Annotated in this window: 25 protein-coding genes; 11 read left to right on the top strand and 14 right to left on the bottom strand. The window is 70.2% G+C overall.

The window, feature by feature from the left end:
• Positions 1-119 precede the first annotated feature (119 nt).
• The gene (locus INT49_RS12235) at positions 120-1757 is read right to left on the bottom strand and encodes a variant leucine-rich repeat-containing protein (RefSeq protein WP_193118030.1); all 1638 of its coding nucleotides are present in this window, start codon (positions 1755-1757) and stop codon (positions 120-122) included.
• Between the two features lie 320 nt (positions 1758-2077).
• Positions 2078-3877, bottom strand: a complete 1800-nt coding sequence (treS, locus tag INT49_RS12230) for a maltose alpha-D-glucosyltransferase (RefSeq protein WP_193118029.1) — start codon at positions 3875-3877, stop codon at positions 2078-2080.
• A gap of 203 nt (positions 3878-4080) precedes the next feature.
• Between treS and INT49_RS12225 the strand changes: the two genes are divergently transcribed.
• Both INT49_RS12225 and INT49_RS12220 read left to right on the top strand, forming a co-directional pair.
• The gene (locus tag INT49_RS12225; RefSeq protein ID WP_193118028.1) at positions 4081-4770 is read left to right on the top strand and encodes a hypothetical protein; all 690 of its coding nucleotides are present in this window, start codon (positions 4081-4083) and stop codon (positions 4768-4770) included.
• 73 nt (positions 4771-4843) lie between these two features.
• Positions 4844-5461 (top strand): hypothetical protein, encoded by a 618-nt coding sequence (locus INT49_RS12220; RefSeq protein WP_193118027.1) that lies wholly within the window; start codon positions 4844-4846, stop codon positions 5459-5461.
• A gap of 4 nt (positions 5462-5465) precedes the next feature.
• Here INT49_RS12220 and INT49_RS12215 read toward each other — a convergent pair whose 3' ends face one another.
• Together INT49_RS12215 and INT49_RS12210 are read right to left on the bottom strand one after the other, a co-directional pair.
• On the bottom strand, positions 5466-6134 hold the full coding sequence (locus INT49_RS12215) for a hypothetical protein (RefSeq protein WP_193118026.1): 669 nt from the start codon (positions 6132-6134) through the stop codon (positions 5466-5468).
• Positions 6131-6808, bottom strand: coding sequence for a uracil-DNA glycosylase (locus INT49_RS12210; RefSeq protein WP_193118025.1), 678 nt, complete (start codon positions 6806-6808; stop codon positions 6131-6133). Before INT49_RS12210 ends, INT49_RS12215 begins: the two co-directional genes overlap by 4 nt.
• A gap of 77 nt (positions 6809-6885) precedes the next feature.
• On the opposite strand from INT49_RS12210, the gene INT49_RS12205 reads away from it, so the two are divergent.
• From INT49_RS12205 to INT49_RS12190, 4 genes are all read left to right on the top strand, one after another.
• Positions 6886-7350: a DUF3263 domain-containing protein gene (locus INT49_RS12205; protein WP_226850424.1), complete on the top strand. Its 465-nt coding sequence runs from the start codon at positions 6886-6888 to the stop codon at positions 7348-7350.
• Positions 7351-7433: 83 nt separating this feature from the next.
• Positions 7434-8027, top strand: coding sequence for a LytR C-terminal domain-containing protein (locus INT49_RS12200; protein ID WP_193118024.1), 594 nt, complete (start codon positions 7434-7436; stop codon positions 8025-8027).
• 372 nt (positions 8028-8399) lie between these two features.
• Positions 8400-10037 carry a chaperonin GroEL gene (gene groL, locus INT49_RS12195; protein ID WP_193118023.1) on the top strand — a complete coding sequence of 546 codons (1638 nt, stop codon included), beginning with the start codon at positions 8400-8402 and terminating at the stop codon, positions 10035-10037.
• A 569-nt stretch (positions 10038-10606) separates the two neighbouring features.
• Positions 10607-11068, top strand: coding sequence for an SRPBCC family protein (locus tag INT49_RS12190; protein ID WP_193118022.1), 462 nt, complete (start codon positions 10607-10609; stop codon positions 11066-11068).
• Positions 11069-11157: 89 nt separating this feature from the next.
• Here the strand turns inward: INT49_RS12190 and INT49_RS12185 are convergent, their stop codons facing one another.
• Entirely contained in the window at positions 11158-11988 is an 831-nt protein-coding gene (locus tag INT49_RS12185) for a CPBP family intramembrane glutamic endopeptidase (protein ID WP_193118021.1), read from the bottom strand.
• Between the two features lie 483 nt (positions 11989-12471).
• On the opposite strand from INT49_RS12185, the gene INT49_RS12180 reads away from it, so the two are divergent.
• Genes INT49_RS12180 through INT49_RS12170 form a run of 3 tightly spaced genes read left to right on the top strand, consistent with a single transcriptional unit; the run spans position 12472 to position 15382 of the window.
• On the top strand, positions 12472-13410 hold the full coding sequence (locus tag INT49_RS12180) for a TRAP transporter substrate-binding protein (protein ID WP_319021604.1): 939 nt from the start codon (positions 12472-12474) through the stop codon (positions 13408-13410).
• Positions 13410-14051 carry a TRAP transporter small permease gene (locus tag INT49_RS12175; protein WP_193118019.1) on the top strand — a complete coding sequence of 214 codons (642 nt, stop codon included), beginning with the start codon at positions 13410-13412 and terminating at the stop codon, positions 14049-14051. Before INT49_RS12180 ends, INT49_RS12175 begins: the two co-directional genes overlap by 1 nt.
• 2 nt (positions 14052-14053) lie before the next feature.
• On the top strand, positions 14054-15382 hold the full coding sequence (locus INT49_RS12170; RefSeq protein WP_193118018.1) for a TRAP transporter large permease: 1329 nt from the start codon (positions 14054-14056) through the stop codon (positions 15380-15382).
• Positions 15383-15499: 117 nt separating this feature from the next.
• Here the strand turns inward: INT49_RS12170 and INT49_RS12165 are convergent, their stop codons facing one another.
• From INT49_RS12165 to INT49_RS12150, 4 genes are read right to left on the bottom strand one after another with little or no spacing between them, the layout of a single operon-like run.
• Positions 15500-16330 (bottom strand): energy-coupling factor transporter transmembrane component T family protein, encoded by an 831-nt coding sequence (locus INT49_RS12165; RefSeq protein ID WP_193118017.1) that lies wholly within the window; start codon positions 16328-16330, stop codon positions 15500-15502.
• Entirely contained in the window at positions 16327-18096 is a 1770-nt protein-coding gene (locus tag INT49_RS12160) for an ABC transporter ATP-binding protein (protein ID WP_193118016.1), read from the bottom strand. Before INT49_RS12160 ends, INT49_RS12165 begins: the two co-directional genes overlap by 4 nt.
• The gene (locus INT49_RS12155; RefSeq protein WP_193118015.1) at positions 18093-18647 is read right to left on the bottom strand and encodes an ECF-type riboflavin transporter substrate-binding protein; all 555 of its coding nucleotides are present in this window, start codon (positions 18645-18647) and stop codon (positions 18093-18095) included. Before INT49_RS12155 ends, INT49_RS12160 begins: the two co-directional genes overlap by 4 nt.
• Positions 18648-18673: 26 nt before the next feature.
• The gene (locus tag INT49_RS12150; protein WP_193118014.1) at positions 18674-19513 is read right to left on the bottom strand and encodes an SAM hydrolase/SAM-dependent halogenase family protein; all 840 of its coding nucleotides are present in this window, start codon (positions 19511-19513) and stop codon (positions 18674-18676) included.
• 120 nt (positions 19514-19633) lie between these two features.
• Here INT49_RS12150 and INT49_RS12145 point away from each other — a divergent pair, with 120 nt between their 5' ends.
• Positions 19634-20452: an endonuclease/exonuclease/phosphatase family protein gene (locus tag INT49_RS12145; protein ID WP_193118013.1), complete on the top strand. Its 819-nt coding sequence runs from the start codon at positions 19634-19636 to the stop codon at positions 20450-20452.
• A gap of 16 nt (positions 20453-20468) precedes the next feature.
• Here INT49_RS12145 and INT49_RS12140 read toward each other — a convergent pair whose 3' ends face one another.
• Positions 20469-21110 carry a hypothetical protein gene (locus INT49_RS12140; RefSeq protein ID WP_193118012.1) on the bottom strand — a complete coding sequence of 214 codons (642 nt, stop codon included), beginning with the start codon at positions 21108-21110 and terminating at the stop codon, positions 20469-20471.
• Positions 21111-21210: 100 nt separating this feature from the next.
• The gene (locus tag INT49_RS12135) at positions 21211-22242 is read right to left on the bottom strand and encodes an LLM class flavin-dependent oxidoreductase (protein ID WP_193118011.1); all 1032 of its coding nucleotides are present in this window, start codon (positions 22240-22242) and stop codon (positions 21211-21213) included.
• A gap of 105 nt (positions 22243-22347) precedes the next feature.
• Here INT49_RS12135 and INT49_RS12130 point away from each other — a divergent pair, with 105 nt between their 5' ends.
• Positions 22348-23319: an MsnO8 family LLM class oxidoreductase gene (locus tag INT49_RS12130; RefSeq protein WP_193118010.1), complete on the top strand. Its 972-nt coding sequence runs from the start codon at positions 22348-22350 to the stop codon at positions 23317-23319.
• 127 nt (positions 23320-23446) lie between these two features.
• On the opposite strand, the gene INT49_RS12125 is transcribed toward INT49_RS12130, so the two are convergent.
• The 3 genes from INT49_RS12125 to INT49_RS12115 form a co-directional block, all read right to left on the bottom strand.
• On the bottom strand, positions 23447-24271 hold the full coding sequence (locus INT49_RS12125) for a hypothetical protein (RefSeq protein WP_193118009.1): 825 nt from the start codon (positions 24269-24271) through the stop codon (positions 23447-23449).
• A gap of 173 nt (positions 24272-24444) precedes the next feature.
• Positions 24445-25845, bottom strand: coding sequence for an FAD-binding oxidoreductase (locus INT49_RS12120; protein WP_319021603.1), 1401 nt, complete (start codon positions 25843-25845; stop codon positions 24445-24447).
• 88 nt (positions 25846-25933) lie between these two features.
• Positions 25934-26521, bottom strand: a complete 588-nt coding sequence (locus INT49_RS12115) for a hypothetical protein (RefSeq protein WP_193118116.1) — start codon at positions 26519-26521, stop codon at positions 25934-25936.
• Positions 26522-26666: the final 145 nt, after the last annotated feature.

The following is a 26666-nucleotide window of genomic DNA, read 5'->3' as shown; positions in this document are numbered from 1 at the left end:
CGGATCATCGATCCGAGGGGGTCCTCGTCGTTCCGCGTTCGTCGTTCGTCGTTCGTCGTTCGTCGTCCGTTGTGCGAGGTGCGGCGGGCCCGGGCGGGCCGACGCGTGAGACCAGCGGATCAGAACGTCTCGTACGACGCCCGGTTGACCGAGAATCCGTGCCCGGTGTCGGTGTTCCAGCAGGTCATTCCCTCGGAACGGCTGGTGCAGGCCGTGCTGCCGTGCTTGGCGCTCTCCTCGTAGTCGAGGGTCTCGGCAGTGTCGCTGAGGTACGAGGACCCGCAGGCGCGAACGGCTGTGCCCTTGCTGACCTTCATCGAGAAGGGGCCGTCCGAGCAGTCCTCGAGCCCAGCCCCGGTGAAGCCGCGCTCCACGATCGAGCAGGCCACGGTGTCCTTCTCGAGCTGGCAGGTGATGTTCCCGGAAGGGGACTGGAGCTCGGTCATCTCGTGCGCACCATCGGGGGCGGGGGAGACCGGGTCCTTCGAGGGGGTCTCCTCCGTCGTGGTCGGCTTCTCCTCGGGAGCGGACGAGGGCGCCTCCTCGGCGGTGGTTGTGCTGTCGCGCTGGTACTCGTCGTCGTTGCCCGCCAGCAGGGCGCGGGCCCCGAAGCCGCCGGCGATCAGCAGCACGATCGCCAGCAGGAGGCAGCAGCCGCCGGCGAACCACAAGCGGCGCCGCGACGGATCGGTGCCCTCGGGGGTGCCGGAACCCGCGGGAGGCGGCGGAGAGCCGGCGCCGTACTGCGCTGAGGCGGGGCCGGAGAACGCCGGCAGCCCGTAGGCGGCTGTCGGAGTCGGCTCCACCGGGTGCTGGGGCGATGGGGCAGAACCCTGCCAGGCGGCCGCCCCGAGCGCCGGTGCGGCCGCATCAGGCCCGGCCGACGGCGGGGCCGATGCGGTGGACGGCGACGGGGCCGGGGGAGATGCCGGACCGGGCTGCGCGTGTCCGGTCGGCGCCGCGCCGGACAGTGCAGGACCGGCCGACGCAGATCCGGACGTCGGCGCTGCCGCCGCAGGAGAGGCCTGAGCGGTGGGCGGCGAGGCAGGCGCTGCGGGCGAGCCCGTTGCGCCGCCTGCTCCGGCGGCAGTAGCTCCTGCCGCCGCGGCACCGGCACCGGCCCCGGCGAGGCCGGCGGCCGACGGCGACGGGGTCGATGGTGAGGCGCTCGACGGCGAGGCAGACGACGGCGAGACGGTCGACGGTGAGGCGGAGGGGTTCACAGGGCCCAGCGGGACCACGCCGCGATCCTCCGCGACCCGCACCCGCACCGGTCCGGAGGCGCCGGCGGATGTCGTTCCGTCGGCCCGGTGCGTCGCGTGGCTGCCTGCTCCGACGGCGGGTTGGGACGCATCGCCCCAGAGACCGTCCTCGGAGAAGTTGCCCCAGACGGAGACCTCGTGGGGTTCATCGCTCTCGTCGGACTCATCGGGGTCGCTGGACTCGTCGGAGTCGCCGCGCTCGTCAGGCTCGCCGGCACCCTCGTCCTCGCGGGACGTGGCGGGAGTCTTGTCCTCGCGGGCCTCGGCGTGATCCTCGGCCTGTGGTGTCTCGCCCGCGCCGCTCGTGGACTCCTCGAAGGCCGCTCTGGCCCAGGGGTTCGTGGCCAGGATCCACTGCCGTGCCACGTCGGGGCAGGACGGGTTCAGCACGATCAGCTTCTGCAGCTGGGGATGCTTCTCGGTGAGCTCGAGAAGGCGCTCCGGCGTCGTGCTCGGATCGCGTGCTTCCTCTGCGGCTGATCGTGTCTCTGCCACATCCCACTCCCTCTGCGTCGACGCGGGCTCACGGGGGCGCCCAGGACCGGTTCGAGCGCGAACGGTCGCGCCGAGAACCCCCGAGAGTCTGACACCACGCACGACGACGGTCCACCTCGACCGTTTCTAGCCCATGCCCCGCGCGGTCGCCGCGACGCGGTCGTGCGCGGGATGACCAGCGCTCCTATCGAGAGCGTCCAGGGCGGGTCGGTGCGGGCCGAGCGTCCGGGCAAGGGGTGACGCACCGCATGGCCACGCCCCGACGAGGGGCCGCAGGATCATCCGGCGCGACGACGGATCGCCGGGCCGGACGGCGAGCCTCAGCCCGACGCGGCCTGACCATCCTCCGCGGCGACCACCGGCATGGCGGTGGTGACAGTCATCGGCTCCCCGTCGGGGTGCAGAGCGCGCACCTTCAGCCAGTAGTAGCCGTGTGCCCCGAGCATCACGGTAAGCGAACCGTCCTCCGTGACGGGCGGGAACTCATGGCCGCCGAACAGGTCACGCACGGTGCGCCGCGCGAGCCCGCTCAGCTCGAGGTTCGCGGTGACCGGCTGGCCGGACAGGTTGAACACGCACAGCAGCGTCTCCGCATGGAAGGACGCCTCCTCGCCGTGCTCGGCGCCATCGTAGGTGCGGGTGAAGGCCAGCACCCGGTCGGAGTCCGCCGGGACGTTGCGGTAGGCGCCCATCCCGAACGCCTCGTGCTCCTTGCGCACCGCGAGCATCCAGCGCACGAAGTGCAGCAGAGAGCTCGAATGGGCCATCTGCGCCTCGACGTTGGCGGTGGCGTAGTGGTAGACGAGGGACTGGATCACCGGCAGGTACAGCTTGCCGGGGTCGGTGATCTCGCTGAACCCGGCGTTGCGGTCCGGGGTCCACTGCATCGGGGTGCGCACCGCGTCGCGGTCGGTGAGCCAGATGTTGTCGCCCATCGCGATCTCGTCGCCGTAGTAGAGGAACGGTGAGCCGGGCAGCGACAGCAGCAGCGCGTGGATCAGCTCGAGCTCGCCGCGGGAGTTGTCCAGCAGCGGGGCGAGCCGCCGACGGATGCCGACGTTCGCCCGCATCCGGGAGTCCGGTGCATACCAGCCGAGCATCGCGGAGCGCTCCTCGCCGGTGACCATCTCCAGCGTCAGCTCGTCATGGTTGCGCAGGAAGGTCCCCCACTGAGCGCCCGTGGGGATCTCCGGGGTGTCCTCGAGGATGTCGATGATCTGCCGTGCGCTGCCCTCGCGCAGCGCGAAGAACAGACGCGGCATCACCGGGAAGTGGAAGCACATATGGCACTCGGGCTTCTCGTCGGTCCCGAAGTAGTCCACGACGTCGCTGGGCCACTGGTTGGCCTCGGCGACGATCACCCGGCCCGGCCAGTGCTCGTCGACGAAGGTGCGCAGCTCGGCGAGGAAGTCGTGGGTGGCCGGCAGGTTCTCCCCGTCGGATCCCTCCTCTTCGAAGAGATAGGGGATCGCATCGGCCCGGAAGCCGTCGATGCCCTTGTCCATCCAGAACCTCACCACGTCGAACATGGCCTCGCGGACCCTCGGGTTCTCGAAGTTGAGATCCGGCTGATGGGAGAAGAAGCGGTGCCAGAAGAACTGTCGGCGCACCGGGTCGAAGGCCCAGTTCGACTCCTCCGTGTCCACGAAGATGATGCGGGCCTCGGAGTACTTCTCGTCGGTGTCCGACCAGACGTAGAAGTCGCCGTACGGGCCCTCGGGATCCGAGCGGGACTCCAGGAACCAGGGGTGCTTGTCCGAGGTGTGGTTCATCGGCAGATCGATGATCACGCGGATGCCGCGCTGGTGGGCCTCGGAGACCAGACGCTCGAAGTCGGTGATCGACCCGAACTCCGGCAGCACCGCCTCGTAGTCGGCGATGTCGTAGCCGCCGTCGCGCAGCGGGGAGGCCATGAACGGCGGCAGCCAGAGGCAGTCGATCCCCAGCCATTGCAGATAGTCCAGGCGCTCGATGAGGCCGGTGAAGTCACCGGTGCCATCGCCGTTGCCGTCCGCGAACGCGCGCACGAGCACCTCGTAGAAGACGGCTTTGCGGTACCAGTGGGGGTCGTAGTCGACCCCGGGACCCTGGGGCGAGAACTGGCTGGGGTTCAGGGGCATCGGATCCTCCGCGGCAGTGAGGGTGGGCCGGTCACCCGGCGTGCCCCCACAGTAGTGCGCTTCCGAGTCGCACAGGCATCTGTTCCGGGGCGTGTGACCGAGGAGCGGCCACCCACCGCACGGCACGGCGGACAGTAGACTTCCTGCGCCGACAGGGCCGATCTCCGGTACGGCTGAACCCGGCACAGCGGGAGGAGAAGCGAGTGACGATGAGCCCTCAGGAGGCGCCGACGGACGCTCAGGAAGCTCCTCAGGAGACTCAGGAGACTCACGTCGCTGAGGCGCCGACGAGCGCAGGCAGCTCCCGTGGGCTCAGGACCCCGCTGCTCGTGGCCATCGGTTGCCTCACCGCTTCAGTGCTGCTGGTTCTGGCCAGCACGGCCGGAGGTATCACCTACCTCGTGCTGGAGAAGCGCGCCGCCGAGGCGACGACCACCTTCCACGGGGCGACCTACGACTTCGAGTACCCCGTCGACTGGACGGAGACCATCACCGGCGCCGAGCTGCCCGATCCTGACCAGGTGCTCGAGCTGCGCAGCTCCGACGAGACGAAATACGTGACCGTGCTCGACAGGACCGGGCCGATCATGCCGAAGGACGCCTGCAACGAGGTCGGCGACATCGCCGCAGAGCAAGGACTGGGCACCGAGCAGAACGAGGTGATCGCCACCCGGGACGTCGCTGGCCGCGAAGCGCTCCACCATCGTGCCGTCACCTCGGATCTCGAGGGCGACTTCGCCTCCAGCGTGGTGGATACCTGGTGCATCACGAAGCCCGACGGGGTGGTCCTCTTCGTCGCCCAGACGTTCAGCGACGACGCGAACCCCGTCCCGATGTCCGAAGCGAAGGACGTCCTGGACAGCTGGCAGTGGACTCTCGGGGAGGGTCCGTGAACCTCCGGCCTCATGCCCGCCCGCCCGCCCCTCGTGAGCCGTCCCTTCGGCCCTTTCACCTGCCGGAGACCCCATGACGACACAGCAGTCGACCGGACCTCGAGGCCGTCCCCCGGTGATCCTCCTGATCATCGCCCTCCTGATCAGTGCCCTGCTCCTCACCCTCCTGGCCGTCGGCACGGTCACCTACCTGGTGCTGAGCCGCCAGGAGGAGCCGGCCGCGGCCCCGACCTTCGCGACCTATGAGGCCCCGAGCCCGATGACACAGGTCGAGACCGACTATTACCGCTTCTCCTACCCGCAGAGCTGGCAGCCCCAGGCTCCTGGAGAGGACATCTCGTCCTTCGAGTACGTGCTCAAGACGCTCGATGCGGCGGAGAACTCGAAGATGGCCGTCATGGACTACGTGGTCGAGGACGGCATCGAGGAGGAGTGCGCGTCCCAGGCAGAGAGCCTCCGCTATCAGGAGATGCCCGAGGTCGAGGTCGATGGCCGCGTCGGTCTGCATTACCAGCGCATCAGCGAGGACCCGGAATCCGGCGAGACGGTGGTGGAGGACCTCTGGTGCGCCCCCCGACATCTCCACATCGTCGTCATCCTGGGCCGGACCAGCGGCCCGGAGGCCGAGACGGCGGGGGTCTCCGAGGCGCAGAAGGTCATCGACAGCTGGAGGTGGACCTCGGCGGAGTGAGCACTCACCCCTGAGAGGTCGTGGCCTCCTCGGGGCGCCAGGTCCAGTTCTGGAGCATGACCTCGGCCGCCGGGCTCTCCGTGGCCTCTTCGTCGGAGGAGTTCTCGGCGAGGACGAGGAGCGAGCTCGTCCCATCGGCCATGCAGTACATGTCGCCCTGGTGCCACTGGCCGTCCGCGAAGGAGACCCACCGCTCGTGGATCGCGTCGACGCCGTCGACGATGACGGGGTCCAGGACCTCGGCGGACACCGTCGCCAGACCCTTCGCCTTCGCGAGGTCGAGCATGAGTGAGCAGACATCGTCGGGCTCGAGGACATCGTCCGTCGCGCGAGCGATGGCGAGGGTCTGCTGCGAGTCCGGGGACACCAGGGCGGCGAGCAGCCTCGTCGAGGGGATCCGGGGATCCTCACCGTCGGCCCATCCCGTCGGGACCACGGTGCTGAACCCGTCCAGCTCGAGAGGAGCCGTCTCCATCTGATCCGGCGCAGTGCGCTGGACTATGAGATACGCCGCTCCGCCGCCGATCACGAGGACCAGCACGAGGCACAGGACTCCCACGCAGGCCAGCGCCGTGATCTGGGGCCGGCGGTTCGTGGGCGGCCGGTTCCCCGGCACCGTCGTCGGCTCCGACGCGAGCGCGATGTGCGTCGTGTCCCCGGATCCGGTGGTCACCCGGGGATCCGCCAGTCGATCGGGGCGGCGCCCTGTGCCTCGAGGAGCTCGTTGGCCTGGGAGAACGGACGAGACCCGAAGAACCCGCGGGAGGCGGACAGCGGGCTGGGATGCGGGCTCGCGACGTAGGGCACCTCGCCGAGCGCCGGGATCAGCGACTGGGCATCACGACCCCACAGGATCGCCACGAGCGGCCCGCCTCGAGCGACCAGTGCCTGGATCGCGGCGTCGGTGACCTGCTCCCAGCCCTGCTTGCGATGCGAGGCAGGAGCTCCCGGAGTCACGGTCAGGACCCGGTTCAGCAGCAGCACGCCCTGGTCCTGCCAGGCGGTGAGGTCCCCGTGCGCGGCCCGCGGGATCCCGAGGTCGCTCTCCAGCTCGGTATAGATGTTCGCGAGGGACCGGGGCAGCGGCCGCACGTCGCGGTGCACGGCGAAGGAGAGCCCGAGGGGATGACCCGGGGTCGGGTAGGGATCCTGGCCCACGATGAGCACGCGCACCTCCGACATCGGCCGGGTGAAGGCCCGCAGCACCGCATCGCCCTCAGGGAGGTATCCGCGGCCGGAGTCGATCTCGGCGCGCAGGAACTCGCCCAGAGCATGGATCCGGCCCTCGACGGGGGAGAGCGCGCGGGCCCAATCGGTGCTGATGGTCTCGGTGAGCGGGGTCGGCATGTGAGCAGTCTTCCACCGCCCGGGGCGGTGCGGCGAGCCGGATTCGGGAGGGGCCCGCTCCCGCGTAGCCTCGACCCATGCCCGTCGACCCTGCCCAGGATCCCGACCGCGCCCAGCGCGGGACGGGCCGCGAGCCGGGCCGTGAACCGGATCACGACATGGGTGCCGCGAGGGGCGGTGGCGTGGGGGACGTCGGCCTGCTGGGGGACCCTGCGGAGGGCTCCGAGCCCGGCGCCGGCCGCGGTGACGCGCCGGACGACGTGAGCGACCAATCACTTCCGGGTCCGCAGGGCGGATTGGTCGAGCGCGACCGGATGATCCTCGCGCTGGAATCCCGCACCTTCCGCTACGTCGGCGCCAAGGAGCGCGCGATCCGCGAGGAGATCGGGATCTCGAAAGTGGCCTATTACGTGCGCCTGAACTCGCTGCTCGATGATCCGGCGGCGCTGCGGGCGGCACCGGCCGTGGTCAACCGGCTGCGCGGCCGACGCACCTCCGAGGACGGTGCCGCGCCGAGCCGCGGCACCGGTCGCGTCGCCTGAGGGGCCGTCCTCGCCGCCCGACGGAACGGCCGACGGGGCGTGTGCTCCACACCCTCACCGCGCGAAGCAGGTTTAATGGGGCCGTGGCTGATTCCCAGTATCCCTTCCCGCCGGACCGATTCGATGACGAGGCCGACGCCGTGTCCTTCCACGGCGCGCATCGCGCCGAGGAGCCGTTCTGGCGCCAGAACCTGCTCTACATCATCATCATCGGAGCCGCGCTCGTGATGCTGATCGTGCTGCTCTTCCTCATCGGCGGCCGAGGCGGCGACGGCGACGAGCGCGCTCAGGATCCGACGACGCCGGCCGCGAGCGAGTCCAGCGAAGCACCTGCTGAGGAGACCACGGAGGAGGAGACTCCCGCCCCCGAGGCGGACAAGTCCATCCCGATCCAGGTCATCAACGCCGGAGGGATCAACGGTCTGGCCGGCAGGTGGCAGTCCACGCTCGAGGACTCGGACTGGGCCGAGGTCGGCGTGGGCACCGCGGACAACGTCCAGCAGGAGCCGGTGGTCTTCTACCACGACCAGGAGGACGCCGAGACGGCTCAGGCCCTCGCGGACGAGGTCGGTGCCGGGGAGGCCCGGCAGAGCGACGAGTACGAGGCCCGCATCACCTACGTGGCCGTCGACGATCCGGAGTCCGGCAACGACGAGGAGGGCGGCGACGAGGGCTGATCGCCGCCGCACTCAGCACTTCGGACGCGCGCCGCTCTTCCCACCGGAACGGGCGGCGCGCGTTCTGCTGTCTGCTGTGATTCCGGTCGGCCCAGAGCGGAATGGTGGGATCCGGGCCTCTGGAGTTAGCACTCTCCGGCTCCGAGTGCTTATGATGTTCTGGCACTCGATGATCGAGAGTGACAGCACCTCCGGGTGTCGCCGCGCTCGGGAGTCGTGAGCCTGATCGGACAGCAGAACACTGCTGACCGGCCACGAACATTCCGGCCCCGTGAGGGGCTCTGCGCCGTGGGACATGAACACGGTGCGGGGTCTCGTCCGTCGCGGGCACAGGGTCGGGTGGACACCACACCACACGGGAGAGATTCCACAATGGCCAAGCTCATCTCTTATGACGAAGAGGCCCGGCGCGGTCTCGAGCGCGGAATGAACCAGCTCGCCGACGCCGTCAAGGTCACCCTCGGTCCCAAGGGCCGCAACGTCGTGCTCGAGAAGTCCTGGGGCGCGCCCACCATCACCAACGACGGCGTGTCGATCGCCAAGGAGATCGAACTCGACGATCCCTACGAGCGCATCGGCGCCGAGCTCGTCAAGGAGGTCGCCAAGAAGACTGACGACATCGCTGGCGACGGCACCACCACCGCCACCGTCCTCGCCCAGGCCCTCGTCAAGGAAGGCCTGCGCAACGTCGCAGCCGGCGCCAATCCGATCGCGCTCAAGCGCGGCATCGACCAGGCCGTCGCCGCGGTCTCCGAGACCCTGCTCAAGCAGGCCAAGGAGATCGAGACGAAGGACCAGATCGCTCACACCGCGGGCATCTCCGCTGCTGACCCGGCCATCGGCGAGCTCATCGCCGAGGCGCTGGACAAGGTCGGCAAGGAAGGCGTCATCACGGTCGAGGAGTCCAACACCATGGGCCTCGAGCTGGAGCTGACCGAGGGCATGCGGTTCGACAAGGGCTACATCTCGCCCTACTTCGTCACCGACGCCGAGCGCCAGGAGACCGTGCTGGAGGATCCCTACATCCTCCTGCTGTCCTCCAAGGTCTCCTCGGTCAAGGACCTGCTGCCGCTGCTGGAGAAGGTCATCCAGGCCGGCAAGCCCCTCGCGATCATCGCCGAGGACATCGAGGGCGAGGCCCTCGCGGTCCTCGTCGTCAACAAGCTCAAGGGATCCTTCAAGTCCGTGGCAGTCAAGGCCCCGGGCTTCGGCGATCGCCGCAAGGCGATGCTGGAGGACATGGCCATCCTCACCGGTGGCCAGGTCATCGCCGAGGAGGTCGGCCTCAAGCTGGAGACCGCCGGTCTCGAGCAGCTCGGCCAGGCGCGCAAGATCGTCGTCACCAAGGACGAGACCACCATCGTCGAGGGCACCGGCGACGCCGATCGCATCGCCGGTCGCGTGTCCCAGATCCGTGCCGAGATCGAGAACTCGGACTCGGACTACGACCGTGAGAAGCTCCAGGAGCGCCTCGCGAAGCTGGCCGGCGGCGTGGCCGTCATCAAGGCCGGTGCGGCGACCGAGGTCGAGCTCAAGGAGCGCAAGCACCGCATCGAGGATGCCGTGCGCAACGCCAAGGCCGCTGTGGACGAGGGCGTCGTCGCCGGTGGCGGCGTCGCGCTGCTGCAGGCCGGCAAGGACACCTTCGACAAGCTCTCGCTCGTCGGCGACGAGGCGACCGGTGCGAACATCGTCAAGGTCGCCATCCAGGCCCCGCTCAAGCAGATCGCGGTCAACGCCGGTCTCGAGGGCGGCGTCGTGGCCGAGAAGGTCATCCACCTCCCCGTGGGCGAGGGTCTGAACGCTGCCACCGGTGAGTACGAGAACCTGCTCGCCGCCGGCATCATCGACCCCGTCAAGGTCACCCGCTCCGCGCTGCAGAACGCAGCGTCCATCGCGGGCCTGTTCCTGACCACCGAGGCCGTCGTGGCCGACAAGCCGGAGCCCAAGGCCCCGGCCGGTGGCGGCGACGACATGGGCGGCATGGGCGGAATGGGCGGCATGATGTGATCCCCTGCTGGTCGACCTGTCGCGGGCTTCCCCGCGGCAGGGGACCGGCACGGCGGGAACAGTCCCAGGGCTGATCACGCACCGCTCTCCTGAGCGTCAAGGGCCCCGATCCTCTCCGGAGGATCGGGGCCCTTCACTGTGCCTCGGGGTGCATTCCCGCTGTGCTGCCGGAGCGTTCCCTGGGTGCCTGGCCGTTGTGCCGCCCGAGCGGTCCCTGAGACATCCTCCGTGTCTCGTACGAACTGTCGTCACCGGGCGAGGGCTCGCGGCTCAGGGGAGCGTGAGCCCTCGCCGGGAGACGAAAGCTCGTATCCCGCTGTGCAGCAGGGACGAGCTGAGGGCGGCTGAGGGGCGGTGCCGGGTCGGGGTGAGCGGCGCACCATCCGCTGACGACATTCGACGCCGTTGCCCCCATCCGAGATCAGATCGGCAGCTGACCGACCCGCCCCCGAGACCGGATCGGCCGTCCCTGCGGCGTCCGGATCCGGGATCCGCCCGCGGGCGCCTGGTCGAGATCCCGGACTGCTCACCCGGTCCGCAGTGCCGCCGGTCACGGGGACAATGGCGCCATGACCTATGAGATGAAGGATTCGATCGTCGTTCCGGCCGCGCCGGACGAGGTGTACGCGCTGCTCAGCGATGTCACGCGGACGGGGGAGTGGAGCCAGCAGTGCCTCAGGTGCGAGTGGGAGGACGAGCAGAGAGGGGTGGGCGCCCGCTTCACCGGGTTCAACCGCACCCCGGAGCGCACCTGGGAGACCACCTCGGAGGTCATCGTGGCCACCCCGGGCGAGCACTTCGCCTGGTCGGTGGGACCCGGCCGCGCGGAGTGGGGATACCGGATGCGACCGTCCGCAGCCGGCGGGACGGAGCTCACCGAGTACACGCGCACCACGCCGTACTTCGAAGAGGTCTTCGCCGAGCGCTACGGCGACCGCGCCGAAGAGGAGATCGCTCTGCGTCAGCAGGCCGCGCGCACCGGGATCCCGGCAACGCTCGCGGCGATCCGCGACGTGCTCGCCGGCCGCTGAGCCGGCTCGGTCCAGCCGACGCAGCCGACTCGGCCAAGCCCAGCCCGGCCCGGCCTAACCCGGCCCAGCCCGGCTCGGCTGGGCCCGGCTCAGACGAGGAAGATCGGGATCGCGCCGGGATTGTGTGCATGGACGATGGCGAGGAAGACCATCACGTCGAACAGCAGGTGCACGATCAGCACGTACAGCAGCGAGCCGGTGCGGGAGAACAGCCACCCCTGCAGCAGTGCGAAGGGGGCGGTGAGCAGCGGCCCCCATTCCTGGTAGCCGAGCTCCCACAGGAACGAGACGAAGATGACCGCCTGCAGGATGTTCGCCGTCCAGAGCGGGAAATGGCGGTACAGCAGGGCGAAGCAGGTGCAGATGAAGAACAGCTCGTCCCAGGTGCCCACGAAGTTCACGCCGACGAAGAATCGTGCCAGCGCGCCGCCATCGGTGATGTGGGGCCAGTTCTCGTAGGCGCCCGAGGTGATGAAGTAGTAGGGCAGGATCAGCCAGCCCAGCACGGGGACGGCGACGATATATCCCAGCTGCCATCGGTTCCATGACCCCCCGGAGAGCCAGGGGAAGCGGATCGCTCGGCGACGCAGCACCAGGCGGTCCACCAGCAGCGGTGCGGAGACGGCGAGGATCAGCACGGTGCCGATGGTGAAGAACCGGTCCCAGTCCACATCCGCCTTCACCGAGGTGGTCGAGACGATGGCGATCCCGAGGCCGATCAGGGACAGGTCCTTGCCGAGCTCCCGGGACACGAGGAAGGCGCCCAGCAGGCTCAGGAGGAGCAGCCCGTGCCCCCACCCGGCGAGCTGGAGACCGAACAGCAGGAAGGCCGAGGCGGAGACGCCCGCCGCCGGCAGCACACCGATCCGGGGTGTGCTCCGCGCGGGAGCGTGAGCGGCAGTGCTGGGTGGCGTCGCCATGCGCCCCAGCATGCCAGGCGATGTGCGCCGGCGGGATTCATCTCACCACCTCCTGGTGATGGCAATGCTCGGCAACGCGTGAGACCGGTTTCTCGGCGACTGGCACCCTGACCGAGGTCGACCACGCGATGCGACCGGGCATTGTCGCCTTCGGGCTCGACAACGAGCCGGTGAGGGCTCCTGCATAGGACCCGCACGACGCATCGCAGCTCGGCCCTGGAGCGCTCGTGGACCGCCGCCACACTCGGCATCGCGGCTGCGAGCGCGCGCCCGCGCCGTGGCAGCACCGCGGTCCGGCGACGTCATTCGAGGAGGAATGCAGTGCGAACACCACCGTCCCGCCGTCGAGGAGCTCCCCGCTCGCTCGCCGGTCCCCGTCACGGAGCCCGGGAAGGAGTGGGGCGTCGGAGATTCCTGAGGTCCCTCCCGGTCCTCGGCGCCGGCACCGCGCTGCTCGGAGGCTGCGCCACCCAGGAGGGCGCCGTGACCGATGTGGACAGGGTCCTGTCCATCTCGCTGGGACAGGCGGAGTCGCACCCCAGCTACGGCTCGCTGATCTCCTTCGGCGAGCGCATCGCCGAGGCCACCGACGGCCGCTACGGTGCCCGCGTCTACGCGAACAACTCGCTGGGCGACCAGCAGGAGACGGTGCAGCTGGTCTCCGACGGCGCGATCGACATGGCTGTCATCTCCGGCACCCAGATCGAGAACTCCTCGCCCCGCTTCCTCCCGATGAACGTGGCGGGGGTGTTCGACGACATCGACCACCAGAACCGCGTCATGCTCGACGACTCGATCGTCGGTGAGCTGTTCGCCTCGCTCGAGCCGCAGAAGCGGCTCTCCGTGCTCGGCGGATACACGCAGGGAGGTCGGCACCTCTACACCGCGACGGGTCCGATCGAGACTCCGGAGGACCTGGCCGGGATGAAGATCCGCGTGCAGGAGTCCGAGATCTTCCTGCGCCTGATCACCAGCATGGGCGGGGTGCCCACCCCGATGGCGTACAGCGAGGTGTACACGGGCCTGCAGGCCGGCGTGCTCGACGGCGCGGAGAACAACGAGATCTCCTATGTCACCCAGCGCCACTACGAGGTCGCCAAGCACTTCACGATGACCAACCATCTCGTGGGCTTCGACTTCCTGCTCGCCAACACGGACCTCCTCGAGGAGATGGACGAGGCGGACAGCGACGCCGTGCGCGAGGCCTGGGCTCTCACCCAGAGCGAGTTCGTCGAGATCTGGAAGCAGCAGACCTCCGACGCCGTCCAGGAGATGCTCGACCGCGGCGTCGTCATCACCGAGCCCGATCCCGGGGTGTTCCTGCCGATCATCGAGGAGACCGGGCTGTCGATCCTCGAGGACCCCGCGGACATCGCCCTCTACGACGCGATCCGCGCCGTGAGCGAGAAGGAAGGTGCCTGATGCTGACCATCCGTGAAGGACTGCTCTCCGTCCTCAAGGTGCTGTGCATCGTGCTGTTCTCGGTGCTCGTGCTGGTCGTGGTCTGGCAGGTGTTCACCCGCCAGGTCCTCGGCGCACCGAGCCCCTGGACCACCGTCACCGCCCAGTACATGTTCGTGTGGCTGAGCCTCTTCGCCGCCACGCTGGTCTTCGGGGAGCGCGGCCACATCGCCGTCGACTTCCTGGCTCTGCGCGCCCCGGGCGTCGCCCGCCACGTGCTCATCGTCCTCGTGCAGGGATGCACCCTCGCCTTCGCCGTGCTCGTCATGGTGTGGGGAGGCATCCGCGGGATGTCGATGTCCTGGGACCAGGTGATCCCCGGCTTCCCGTTCACCGTGGGGCTGATGTACCTCGCCCTGCCCGTCACGGGCCTGATGATCGCCTTCCTGGCCCTCGAGGACCTCGTGCTCGCCGTGCGCGGCGATGACCTCGCCCCGCTCGAGGAGACCGACGACGAGGCGGCCGAGAGCTCAGGCGCCGCGGCTGCCGCCGCCGTCGTCCAGGATCAGGGCCAGGGCCACGGCCAGAACTATGACCAGGGCGGCGGGGTCGATCCTGCCGCAGGTCCCGGTTCCCGCCCCGACACCGAGAAGGAGCACTGATCATGGATCCCGCCATGCTCGCCGGGATCATCCTGATCATCGGCATCCTCGTCCTCATCGCCATCGGCGCCCCCATCGCCATCGCGATCGGCCTGCCCTCCGTGGTGGCGCTCATCGCCGTCATCGGCGTCGAGCCGGCTGTGTTCGTCTCCGCCCAGCAGATGTTCACCGGCGCGAACTCGTTCTCCCTGCTCGCGATCCCGTTCTTCGTGCTGGCCGGTCAGCTCATGAACACCGGCGGGGTCGCCGCCCGGCTGATCGACGCCGCGAAGGTGCTGGTGGGCCGGATGCCCGGCTCCCTCGCCCAGACCAACGTGGTCGCCAACGCCCTGTTCGGGTCCGTCTCCGGCGCGGCCGTGGCCTCGGCCGCGGCGGTGGGCGGCATCCTCGGGCCCCGGCAGCGCAAGGAGGGCTACGACCCGGCCTTCGCCGCGGCGGCGAACGTCGCCTCTGCCCCGTCGGGCATGCTGATCGCGCCGTCGAACACGCTGATCGTGTACTCGCTGGTCTCCTCGACCTCGGTGGCGACGCTGTTCGCCGCCGGCTACGGCCCGGGCCTGGTGTGGATGCTCGCCTGCGTCGTCATGGTCTGGCTGGCCGCCAGGCGCAACCCTGCGCTGGTGGGGTCCGACGACGGCGCCGCACGCGGCGAGCTCACCCTCGCCACCGCACTGCGCACGTTGCTCGCCGCCGTGCCCGCCGTCTTCATGATGGTGATCGTCATCGGCGGTCTGGTGGCCGGGTTCTTCACGGCGACGGAGTCCGCGGTGATCGCGGTGGTCTACTCGCTGGTGCTGGGCTTCCTCTACCGCGAGCTGACCGTGAAGAAGCTGCCGGCGGTGATCCTCTCGGCCACGCGCACCACCGCCGTGGTGCTGCTGCTGATCGCGGTCTCCGGGGTGCTGGGCTGGGTGCTCGCCTACGCGACCATCCCGCAGTTCATCGCCACGGCGCTGCTGGGGGTCTCGAGCTCCCCGATCATCGTGCTGCTGCTGATGATGCTGGCGCTGCTGGTCGTGGGCATGGTCATGGATCCGACGCCGGCGATCCTGATCTTCACGCCGATCTTCCTTCCGGTCGCGCTGGAGCTCGGCGTGGATCCGATCCACTTCGGCCTCATGCTCACCTTCAACCTGTGCCTGGGCACGATCACCCCGCCGGTCGGCGTGATCCTGTTCGTCGGGGCCCGGGTGGGGCGGATGAAGGTCGAACCGGTGATCATGCGTCTGCTGCCGTTCTACGTGCCGCTCGTGATCGGTCTGCTGCTGATCGTGTTCGTCCCGCAGATCTCGATGCTCATCCCGAACCTGTTGGGGATGTCCAGCGAATGACGCCGGCCGCCCGCTGAGCAGGAGGCCCGCCCGCTGAGCGGGAGCTCGACAGCATGACGGAGCCGACCACGGCAAGACGGGGAGGGCCACGGCGATCACGCCGTGGCCCTCCCCGCATCAGACGAACGGGTTCCAGTACCGCCCGCCGTTGACGACGAGCAGCGCGACCGGCACCGCCAGGAGCATCACCGCGATGAGCATGACCAGCACATCGCGGCCGCGCACGGGGGTGCTGACCAGCCAGGTGCGACGCCTCCCGCGCCCGAATCCGCGCAGCTCCATGGCGGCGGAGACCGACTCGATGCGGTCGAAGGTGCCCAGCAGCAGCGGCATCAGCACGGAGCTGAGGTTCCGCACCCGGGTGCGCAGACCGGCGCCGCGGGATGTGTCGAGCCCGCGCGCCTGCTGGGCCTGGGAGATGGTGCGGAACTCCCGCTGCACGTCGGGGATGTAGCGCAGGGCGAGGGAGACGGCATAGGCGAACCGGTAGGGCACCCCGAGCCGGGCGAGCGACGAGGCGAACTCGGGCGGCCGGGTGGTGGCGACGAACAGCAGCACGGCCGGCAGCACCGCGAAGTACTTGAGCGTGACGGCGAGCTGGTAGAACAGCTGCTCGGAGGTCACGTCCCAGTGCCAGGGCCCATCCAGCAGCAGGTGCCGCGTGCCGAACAGCTCCGTGCCGTAACCCGGTGCGAACAGGAAGATCCCGATGTTGTTGAGGACCATGAAGATCGTGATCAGCCAGAGCACCACGGAGAGGTCCCGCAGCCGCACCCCGGAGACCGCCCACAGCACGAGGGAACCGGCCGCGACTGCGGCGAGATAGCGCACGTCGAAGCCGATCATCGCGCCGAGCACGACGCCGAGGGCGAGGGCGAGCTTCGAGACCCCGGACAGGGCATGGAGGGGCCCCTCGCGGTCGACGTATCCCAGCAGCGGACTGCTCATCCGGCATCCCCCTGGGCGGCCCGGACCTCACGGTCCTCGGCGACGAAGCGGTGCACGAGACGGTGGGGGTCCTCGATGCCGCAGCGACGGGCGAGGTCGTACAGCCCGGTGGTCACGAGGTCGGCGCGGGCGCTGAGCGCCGGATCGGTGAGCACCACGGCGGGGTCCTCGTCGGCCAGCAGGTGGCCCTGCGAGAGCACGAGCACCCTGTCGGCGTACTCGAGCGCGAGGTGCATGTCGTGGGTGATGAGCAGGACCGTGGTCCCGGCGGCGTGGAGCGTGCGCAGGAAGTCCATGAACTCGGTGTAGTGCGCGAAGTCCTGCCCGGCGGTGGGCTCGTCGAGGATCAGCACCTCGGGCTCGAGCGCGAGCACGCAGGCGATGGTCACGCGCTTCTTCTGGCCGTGGCTGAGCGCCGAGACCGGCCAGGAGCGGAACGGGGCGAGCCCGCAGGCCTCGAGCACCATGGTGGTGCGTCGGGCGATCTCGTCCTCCCCGATGCCTCGGGCCCGCAGTCCCAGCGCGATCTCCTCGGTGACCAGCGGCCGGGAGAGCATCTGGCCGGGCTCCTGCAGCACGAAGCCGATGTGCTCGCCGCGCTCGGCGAGGCTCCAGCCGCGGGCGTCGGCGGCGCCGATGCGCAGCTCCCCGCCGCTGAGGCTCTCGAAGCCGCAGATCACGCGGGCGAGGGTCGACTTGCCGGCGCCGTTGGACCCGAGCACTCCGAGCATCTCTCCACGGCGCACCTGCGCGGTGATGCCCTCGAGCACCACGGAGCTCCGGTCGGGGCCGACGGGGATCTCGCAGCGCACGTCCCGCAGGTCCAGCGCGATGCCGGCATCCCCGGATCGCTCGTCCCGGGAGCGCTGCGCGTCGGCGGAGCCGTCGTCGGGCGACCCCTCTTCCACCCAGGCGCGCACCGCCTCGACCTGCTGGGTGGTCAGGGCGATGTCGGTGCTGCGCGAGGGTCGCTGCGCGGCCGTGACCGGCGCCCCGGCGTAGCGCAGGGCGGTGACGTGCAGCGGGGGCCGGATGCCATGCTCCTCGAGCAGGCCGGAGGCGAGGACCTGGTCGGGCGCGGCATCGGCGATGATGCGCCCGTCGCTCATGAGCACAACCCGGTCGACGTCGCGATGCAGGACGTCCTCGAGGCGATGCTCGACCATCACGATGGTGCGGCCGTGATCGCGGTGCAGATCGTCCAGGAGCTCCACGGCGGCGCGCCCGGAGGCGGGGTCGAGGTTCGCCAGCGGCTCGTCCAGCAGCAGCACCTCGACGTCGTCGACGAGCACGCCGGCGATCGCCACGCGCTGCTTCTGACCGCCGGAGAGCGCCTGCGGGGCGTCCTCCAGGCGGTCGCCGATCCCGGCGAGCTCGGCGGCGCGCCTGATCCGCGAGGGCATCTCCGCGCGCGGGACCTGCTGGTTCTCGAGGCTGAAGGCGATGTCCTCGGCCACGGTGAGCCCCACGAACTGGCTGTTGCTGTCCTGCAGCACCGTCCCGATCACGGTGGCCGTCTCCACGAGCGGCACCTGGGCAGGATCGTTCCCGGCCACGCGCACGGTCCCGCTCGCGGTGCCGCGGAAGTGGTGCGGGATCAGCCCGTCGAGCGCATGGAGCAGCGTCGACTTCCCCGATCCCGAGGCACCGACGATCGCGATCTTCTCGCCGCGCCGCACCGTGAGGTCGATGTCGTGCAGGGTCGGCTCGGCCTGCGCGCGGTACTGGAAGGTGTACCCGCGCAGCTCGAGCAGCGGGGCCGTCACTGGTCGCGGCTCAGCGACCCGCTCCGGGTGCGGGTGCGGGCGTACACCGACAGGATGATCGTGGCCAGGATGCAGGCGGTCACCGAGTTGGCGACGAAGGCGAGCGCGCCCTGCGCCCAGACCTTGTTCGCCGGTTCGGAGTAGATCAGCACGTCGCCGAGGGGTGCGATGAGCAGCCAGGCCACACCGTTGGCGAGCAGGATCGAGAGGTTCAGGCGGATCGCCAGGGACGTCCCGAACTCCCCGTCAGCGATCGCATTCTTGAGCAGCAGGGCGCCCACGACCAGGCCGAACACGCCGGAGGCGAGCTCCCAGCTGATCCAGATGCCGTACCCGGTGACGTCGATGAGGAGGTGACCGATGAAGCCGGCGAGGGCACCCACGAACGGGCCGTAGAGCACGGCGAACACGGCCAGGATCGCGTACTGGATGTTGATCGAGGTGTTGGGGATCGGGGTCGGGATCGCCGCGAAGCGGCCCAGCACGAAGAACAGTGCGGCGCCGATGCCGATGGCGACCACCTGGGTCACGGGGGAGTGGGAGCGGGTCATGGTGAGGTCCTTCGGGGTCGAGGCGTTCAGCGCACCGGCACGAGGGTGACGTGCCAGGAGGCGCCGGTGCCGAGGGAGAAGGCGCGGGCGTAGTGACCGCGGTTGATGGCGATCGCCATCCGGTCCAGGGAGTTCACGTAGAGCAGCGATTCGCCGACCTCGACGGCCGCGAAGCTGCGGGCGTAGGTGACCTGGGTGGCGTGCACGACCGTGTCGTGATGGTGGACCCGCACGGTGACCCGGTCTCCGGGGGCGACGTCGAGCTCGCGGAAGAGAGTGTGGGGGATGGAGGTCCACAGCGAGCCGTAGCGCACGTCGAGGGTGTCGATGATGCCGACCACGCCGCCCTCGCGCAGCTCGGGCTCGGTGACGGGCAGGCGCACCATCTGCTCGAGGTCGACGACGGGGCCGACCTCCTCGAAGGTGGTCGCCCCGGCGGCGAGGCGGGCCCCGGTGAAGGCATAGATGTCGCGGCCGTGGAAGGTGTAGGACTCCTCCGATCCGGGCCGACGGTTCCTGGTCTCGTCGATCTCCCGCAGCTCGGTGATGCCGAAGATGTTCTCGAGGTGGGTCAGGGTGCCATTGTCCGGGGTCACGACGTAATGGCCGGTCCCGGTGCGGGCCACGACCGAGAGGCGGTCCGAGCCCACTCCGGGGTCGACGACGGAGACGAACACAGTCCCCTCGGGCCAGTAGGTGAGCACCTGGGCGAGCCGGTAGGAGCCCTCCCAGATGTCGTACGGCGGGATGTTGTGGGTGACGTCGTGGATCCGCAGCGCGGGGTCGACGCCCACGGCGACGCCGTACATCGCGCTGACCGCGCCGTCGTCGAGGCCGAAATCGGATTGCAGGACCAGAGCTCGCATGGAGCAAGTATGCGACGAGGACGTGCCCGTCGGCCCGCATCGCCGTCTTACGGCGCGATCTGGCGGGCCGGGTTCACGAACGGCCTGTCGGATGCCCCACGGATCACAGAGGATGGAGGGATGATCCTCCCTGATGCCCAACCGCCGGCCCTGACGATCCTCACCCAGAACATCCGCTATCACGATGGCGGGACGCGACCGGGGGAACCGGACCACTGGGGCGACCGGGCACCCGTGCTCTCGGACCTGCTGGCTGCGGCCGACGCCGACGTGGTGGGCGTCCAGGAGGTGCTCGCCTCCCAGATCCCGGTGCTCGACGCAGCGCTGGCGCGGACCCACCAGCGCCTGGGCGTCGGCCGCGAGGGCGGCGGGCGCGGCGAGCACAACCTGCTCTACCTGCGTCGGGACCGGCTCGAGCTGCTGGACTGGGACCAGTTCTGGCTCTCCGAGCAGCCCGCGCTGATCGGTTCCGTGGGCTGGGACGGGCACTGCCCCCGCATCGCCGTCTGGGCCCGGGTTCGTGACCGGGAGACGAACCAGGAGCTGGTGCTGGCCGTGACCCATCTCGACCATGCCGGTGAGCGCGCCCGGGAGCAGGGTGCCGAGCTGCTGGCCGGGCGCCTGCAGGAGGCGGCCGACGGGGCGCCCGCCGTGCTGATGGGGGACTTCAACGCCGCCGGCGGCCGCAGTGCGCCGTGGGATGTGCTGCAGGGGGCGGGTTTCGCGGACGCGCACGACGTCGCGGCCACCTTCGAGGGCGAGGACATCGGCTCCTTCCCCGACTACGGGGACCCGGTGGTGGGGGAGATCAGGATCGATTGGATCCTCACCCTCGGGATGGACGTGGACTGGTCGACCACGCATCTGCATCTGCTCGAGGGCCGCGCCCCGAGCGACCACGCCGCGGTCGCCGCGATCGTGCGCCCCGCGGTCACCTGAGCAGGTCGAGAGCGGCTCACATGTCGCGGGCAGAGGTCACCAGCTGGGTCCCGCCCTCGCACACGACGACGATCTCGAGGAGGTCCCCGCCGTGGGAGATGTTCGCCCCCTGGGTGAGGGCCTCGACGCCCGCCAGCGGGATCCACCCGCCGGGGCAGGGCGTGAGCTCCGGCTCGAGCGTGGGGACGATGACGTCGAGCAGCTCGTCGTCGCTCACGGTGTCGGGCTCGTCCTGGCCGCCGCCGTCGGACGCCTCCAGCTGCCGGGCCTCCTCCACGAGCGAGTCGACCTGCTCAGCAGGGAGCTCGACGACGCCCTGCCACCAGTAGTCGTCCGGAGCCGGGAGCAGCTCACGCCCGTCGGGGTCTGTGAACTGCCCGTCCGTGATCGTCACGCGCTGCACGTCGTCCAGGCCCGGGAAGTGCGTGGAGACCAGGTCCGTGGACTGCGTGACCAGCTCCGGCCGGTAGTAGCGCGCCGAGTCCTCGTCGTAGGCCCACGACGAGGAGTCTCTGCCACCCCTGTCGCCCTTGTCATCGTCCTCACCACGGTCCCCGCCCAGCAGCCCGCAGCTCGCGAGCGGGAACAGGCAGAGGCCGGCGACCACGGCGCACGCTGCGGTGCGGCCTGCTGTGCGAGTGCGGTGAGGACTGGTCACGGCGATGCTCCCTGGACGAAGTGGGTTGGGCCGAGGCGGGGAGGTCGGAAGCCTGAGGGACAGAGGCGGGGAGGGCGGCGGCAGGTCAGCCGGCGGCAGGTCAGCCAGCGACGGGGGCCGAGGCGTCCAGCCCCCAGGCCTCGGCGAGGAGCTCGAGGCCCTTCAGCCGGTCGGCGGGGTCGAAGGAGTAGGCGGTGAGGATGAGCTCGTCGGCCTTCGTGGTCGCGACGATCTCCTCGAGCTGGCGCACCACGGTCGCCGGCGAGCCGACGGCGCGGATCGAGAGGGTCTGGTCGACCTGCTGCACCAGGTGGGGCGCGGCGACCTCGTCGATCGGACGCGGCGGCTGGATCTTCTGGCGCTGGCCCGTGACCACGCCGAGGAACATCTGCTGCAGCGTCGTGAACTGCCGCTGGGCCTCCTCGTCGGTCTCGGCGACGACCAGGTTCACGCCGACCATGGTGTGCGGCGCGTCGATCTGAGCGGCCTCCGCCCGGGGGTCGAAGTTCTCCCGGTAGGTCTCCAGCGCCTTGAGGTACTGGAACGGCGCGAAGTGGGACGCGACGGAGAAGGGCAGGCCGAGCTGGGCCGCCAGGCGCGCGCCGTTGGCGGTGGAGCCGAGGATCCACATGGGCACCTCGGTGCCGCGGGCGACGTCCGCCGAGATCGGCAGACCGCCGGAGGTCGCCTCCTCGCGGGACCAGTCCCGCATCTGCTCGACGGCGGCGATGAACGCCTGAGGCTCCGCGGACGTGCGGGCCAGCAGCTGTGCGGTGAGCTGATCGGTGCCCGGCGCGCGGCCCAGCCCCAGATCGATGCGGTCCCCGTGGAACTGCACCAGGGTGCCGAACTGCTCGATGACCGCGAGCGGGGAGTGGTTGGGCAGCATGATGCCGCCGGAGCCGACGCGGATGCGCTGCGTCAGCGAGGCGGCACGGTCGATCAGCAGCGAGGTCGCGCTCGAGGCGAGGGAGTTGGTGTTGTGGTGCTCGGCGAACCAGTAGCGCTCATAGCCCAGGCGGTCGGCGGCCTGCGCACCGGCCATGGAGGCCTCGATGCCCTCCCGGGTGGACATGCCCTCCGAGATGGGCACGAGATCGAGCAGCGACAGCGGCACATGGGGAGCATTCATGACTCGAGCCTAGCCACGTCGCAGCGAGCGTGGCAGGGGAGGAGATGAGACCTTCTCGACGGCAGAATCGGGAAGAACTCGGCCGGGCCTCACGTTGATCACGGCATGAGGCTCTCCCTGCTCGACCGCTCCCGCACGCGCCATGGCCAGCCGGAATCGGCCGCGCTGGGTCATTCAGTCGAGCGGGCGATCGCGGCCGAGAGCGCCGGGTACGAGCGGTTCTGGGTGGCCGAGCACCACACCGTGCCCGGCATCGCGAGCGGCTCGCCGGCCGTGCTCCTCGCAGCGATCGGTGCCCGCACCTCCCGGATCCGGCTCGGCTCCGGGGGCGTGATGCTTCCCAACCATCGCCCGCTCGTGGTCGCCGAGCAGTTCCGCATGCTGGCCGCGCTGTATCCGGGGCGCATCGATCTCGGCGTGGGCAGGTCGCTGGGATTCACCGAGCCCGTCCGCTATGCCCTGGGCCGGCTCGAGGCGAGCCCGGACTCCTTCGCGCAGGAGATCGCCGGGGTGCGCGACCACCTCGAGGGCGCCGCGCCGCTCACCGCACGCCCCGACGCCGTGGGCGACGTGCCCCTGTTCGTGCTCGCGACCGGCAGCGGGATGGACACCGCCGCAGACCTCGGCCTGCCCGTGGTGATCGGCGGCCCGATCCTGGACTTCCCGGAGCTGCCGGCCCGGCTCGACTCCTACCGCGGCGCGTTCCGCTCCCATCGCGGCAGCGCCCCGGAGATCGTGGTCTCCCTCGACCCCCTGATCGCCGACACCGACGACGAGGCCCTGGAGCTCGCGCTGCCCGAGATCTGGGCGATGGCCCGGTCCCGGTCGACGGGTGTGTTCGACTCGCTCGAGCCCGTGGCGCGGATCCGCGCGACGACCTGGAGCTCCTCGGAATCACGGCGCGTGGAGAAGGGCCTCGCCACCACGGTCGCCGGCTCGGCGAGCACGGTGCGCCGACGCATCGAGCAGATCCTCGAGCGAACCGGCGCGCAGGAGGTCCTCGCGACCGGATCGACCTACGACCGGGACGCGCTGAGCGCCTCGGACCGCGACCTGGCACGGGTGCTGATCGGCTGAGCAGCTTCAGGGCCAGGGCCAGGGCCAGGGCCAGGGTCAGGGTCGGGGGCAGCGTGGGTGGTGGTGCCGGCGTCAGCGCCTGCGTCCGGCACACAGCGCCTGCGTCCGACAGGTCGCGCCTCCGCGCTCACCCCACCTGCAGCCCGAAGCTCAGCAGGATGTTGCCGAGCACGAGAGCGGCCAGGATCGCGAGTCCGACGACGGGCACCGCCCGCAGCCGCAGCGGCTCGACCGGGACCTCGGTGACGGCACGGGAGAAGATGTGCGCCATCGGCGCGAACACCAGGATCGCGGTCCCGGCGGCGAGGATCGCGATCTGGTTGCCGGCGGGGACGTCGGCCGGACTGATCGCGAGGTACACGATGCTCAGCAGCACCGAGATGATCATCCCGTACAGCCATGGGAAGAGCGTCATCGCGTTGCGCCGGTACGGGTCCGGGCCGGCATGGCGGGCCATGTGCGTGGCGAAGGCCCGGGCGTTGAGGAACATGCCGCCCACTCCGGCCAGCAGGGCGAGCAGCTGGAGAGGCAGCGGCAGGCCCAGCAGCTGCGCCGCCATCCCGGTGTCCCCGGCTCCCATCGGGGTCAGGCACAGATAGGAGATGCCCTCCTGCACCGAGGTGAAGGCGAACCACAGCCACACCAGGTGTCCGAAGCCCGCACGGCGCCGCAGCGGGGTCCAGATCTGCAGCAGCACGCCCGTGACGAGGCTGAACGCCGGGCCGGCCAGGAGCATCACCACCTGATCCGCCTCCGACGGGGACCCGAGATGGTTGACGCCGAAGGAGTACACGGTCGACGGATGCCCCAGGGCGAGCCCCGCCACCAGGTGCGCCTGCTCGTGCAGGAAGATCATGAGCGCGCTCGCGATCAGGGCCGCGACCAGGTTGTTGAGGAGGAGCGTGCGGGTGGAGGGCAGCGATGGCGTGGTAAGTGTGTCCTGGGTCACCATGGCCTGATCCTGCCATCGTCCACGCCGCTTCGCACCGGAATGCCGGGATTGAAGGGAGCGCCGGGGTGACCGGCGCGCACGGCTGGTTGCCTGACGCCCGCGAGCGGCGCGGGCCCCGCGGATCAGTGCCTCAGTGACTTAGCGGCACGTGCGATCTTGACGATGTCTCACTCTCACAGTGCTTTGCCGGGATTCAGCAGGTGCTGCGGGTCGAAGGCGTCCTTCAATCGGCGCTGCAGCGCCCGAGAGTCGGGGGAGAGCTCGAGATCCAGCCAGTGCTGCTTCGCGGAGCCGATGCCGTGCTCGCCGCTGATCGTGCCGCCGAGGTCCAGAGCCATCCTGACCAGGTCGTCGGCCGCGTCGAGGATCGCCGCCGGCAGCTCGGCGGCGGGGTCCTCGGGCACGCCCGGCATCGAGAAACCGGGGTGGAGGTTGCCGTCGCCCGCATGGGCGACCACCGAGGTGCGCACCCCATGGCGGCGGCCGATCACCTCGAGCTCGGCCAGGACTTCTGCCAGCCGGGACTTCGGCACCGCCACGTCCTCGCCCAGGCGGGCCCGGCCGCCTCCCGCGGCACGACTGGAGCGGCGCAGCTCCCAGAGCTTCTCCGCCTCCGTCTCGTCCTCGATCACGCGCACGGCCGCCCCGGCACCGGTAAGAGTCCGGACGAGGTCAGCCGCCTGCTCCTCGATGCCGTAGCCGTCGAGCTCGATCAGCAGCATCGCGTTGTCGCCGTCGGCGATCCGTGCTCCGGTGTACGCGTCGATGTCGGCGAGGGTTCCGGCGTCCAGCAGCTCGGTCGCCGCCGGCCGCACGGGGCTGCGGGAGATCGCCCCGACCCCCGCAGCTGCCTGTGCGGCCGAGGGGAAGCGGGCCAGCACGGTGCGGCGGGCCACCGGGAGCGGATGGATCCGCACGGTGGCCGCCACCACCACGGCGAGGGTTCCCTCGGAGCCGATCAGCAGCTGGGTGAGGTCGAGGCCGGTGACTCCTTTGATCGACCGATGCCCGGTGCGCAGCAAGTTGCCGTCGGCGAGCACGACCTCGAGAGCGAGCACGGATTCACGGGTCACCCCGTACTTCGCGCAGTGCAGCCCTCCGGCATTCGTGGCGATGTTGCCGCCGATCGTGGAGATCGCGACGCTCGCCGGATCCGGGGCGTAGAAGACGCCGTGCGGGGCGAGGGCCGTGGAGAGATCCGCCGTGATCACGCCCGCCTCGACGACGGCGATCTCGTCCAGAAGGTCGATCTCGCGGATCGTCGTCAGCCGTTCCAGCCCCAGCACGATCACGCCGTCGCGGGCAGCGGCCCCGCCGGAGAGCCCGGAGCCCGCGCCCCGGGGCACCACCGGTGTGCCTGTGCTGCTCGCGAGGCGCATCGTGGTCTGGACCCCGTCGACATCCCGGGGGAGGACCAGCACGAACCGTGCGCCGGCCTCGGGACGCACCGCGCGGTCCGCACCGTAGCCCGCGTCGGGAACCCAGGGCACCGCGTCCTCGCCGAGCTGCTCACGCAGCTGGGCGGCGAGCTCGTCGAGCGAGGTCGTGGGGCCGGAGGGTTCGGTGCTGGTCACGGTGCTCCTTGTGCGAGGTGCGCGGTCCGCGGAGGGCAGGTCAGCACTCGGGACAGTGCCCAGGCCTGTGCTCGGATCAGTGCGCAGGTCAGTACCCGGGAGGGCGATACCCGCCCGGCGCCTGCTGCCCGCCGGACGCATACTGGGCGCCGGCGGCGAACTGCATGCCGATCTGGGCGTGCACGAGCTCGTTGTGCTTCGAGGCGGCGACGCAACCCCAGATTATGCTCCCGATCCACACCGGGATGCCGACCAGCGGCGCAAGGATTACGAGGACGGAGCCCAGGCCGAGGGTGATCAGCGAGATGACGAAGACGACGATGCCGGTGAGCACAGCCAGGGCCAGGCCGATCCCGAGCATGATCAGGGCGCCGGCGACGGTCGAGTAGAACATCCCGAACGGACCGAAGAAGAAGGTGAGCACGAAGGCCACGCCCACGCTCTTCTGCGTCGGCACATATATCGGCGGCACACCCATGCCGGGCTGGCCGGGCGGCGGACCGTATGGCTGCAGGGGAGCGTAGGTCAGGTGCTGCGATCCGGCGAGCGGGTCGTAGCTGCGAGCGCCGGCGGCGGCGCGTCCAGGGTCGACGTACCCCGACGGGACCAGCTCGCCGGACAGCGTGGGCGGAGTGCGGCCCTGCGGCGCCTGCGCGTCGTACGGGTTCTGGCTCATGCGTCCTCCTGGTCGGGCGGCTCGTGGGCACATCGTAGGCCCGAGGGCGGACGATCCACACACGTCATCCACGTCGGGCGCCGACCGTCGGCCCAGAGCCCAGAGCCCAGAGCCCAGAGCCCAGAGCCCAGAGCCCAGAGCCCAG

The sequence above is a fragment of the Brachybacterium tyrofermentans genome (assembly GCF_014897585.1).
GTDB classification, from domain to species: Bacteria; Actinomycetota; Actinomycetes; order Actinomycetales; family Dermabacteraceae; genus Brachybacterium; species Brachybacterium tyrofermentans.
The sequence above is the reverse complement of the archived record's forward strand: the minus strand, read 5'-3'. Positions and strand labels throughout refer to the sequence as shown.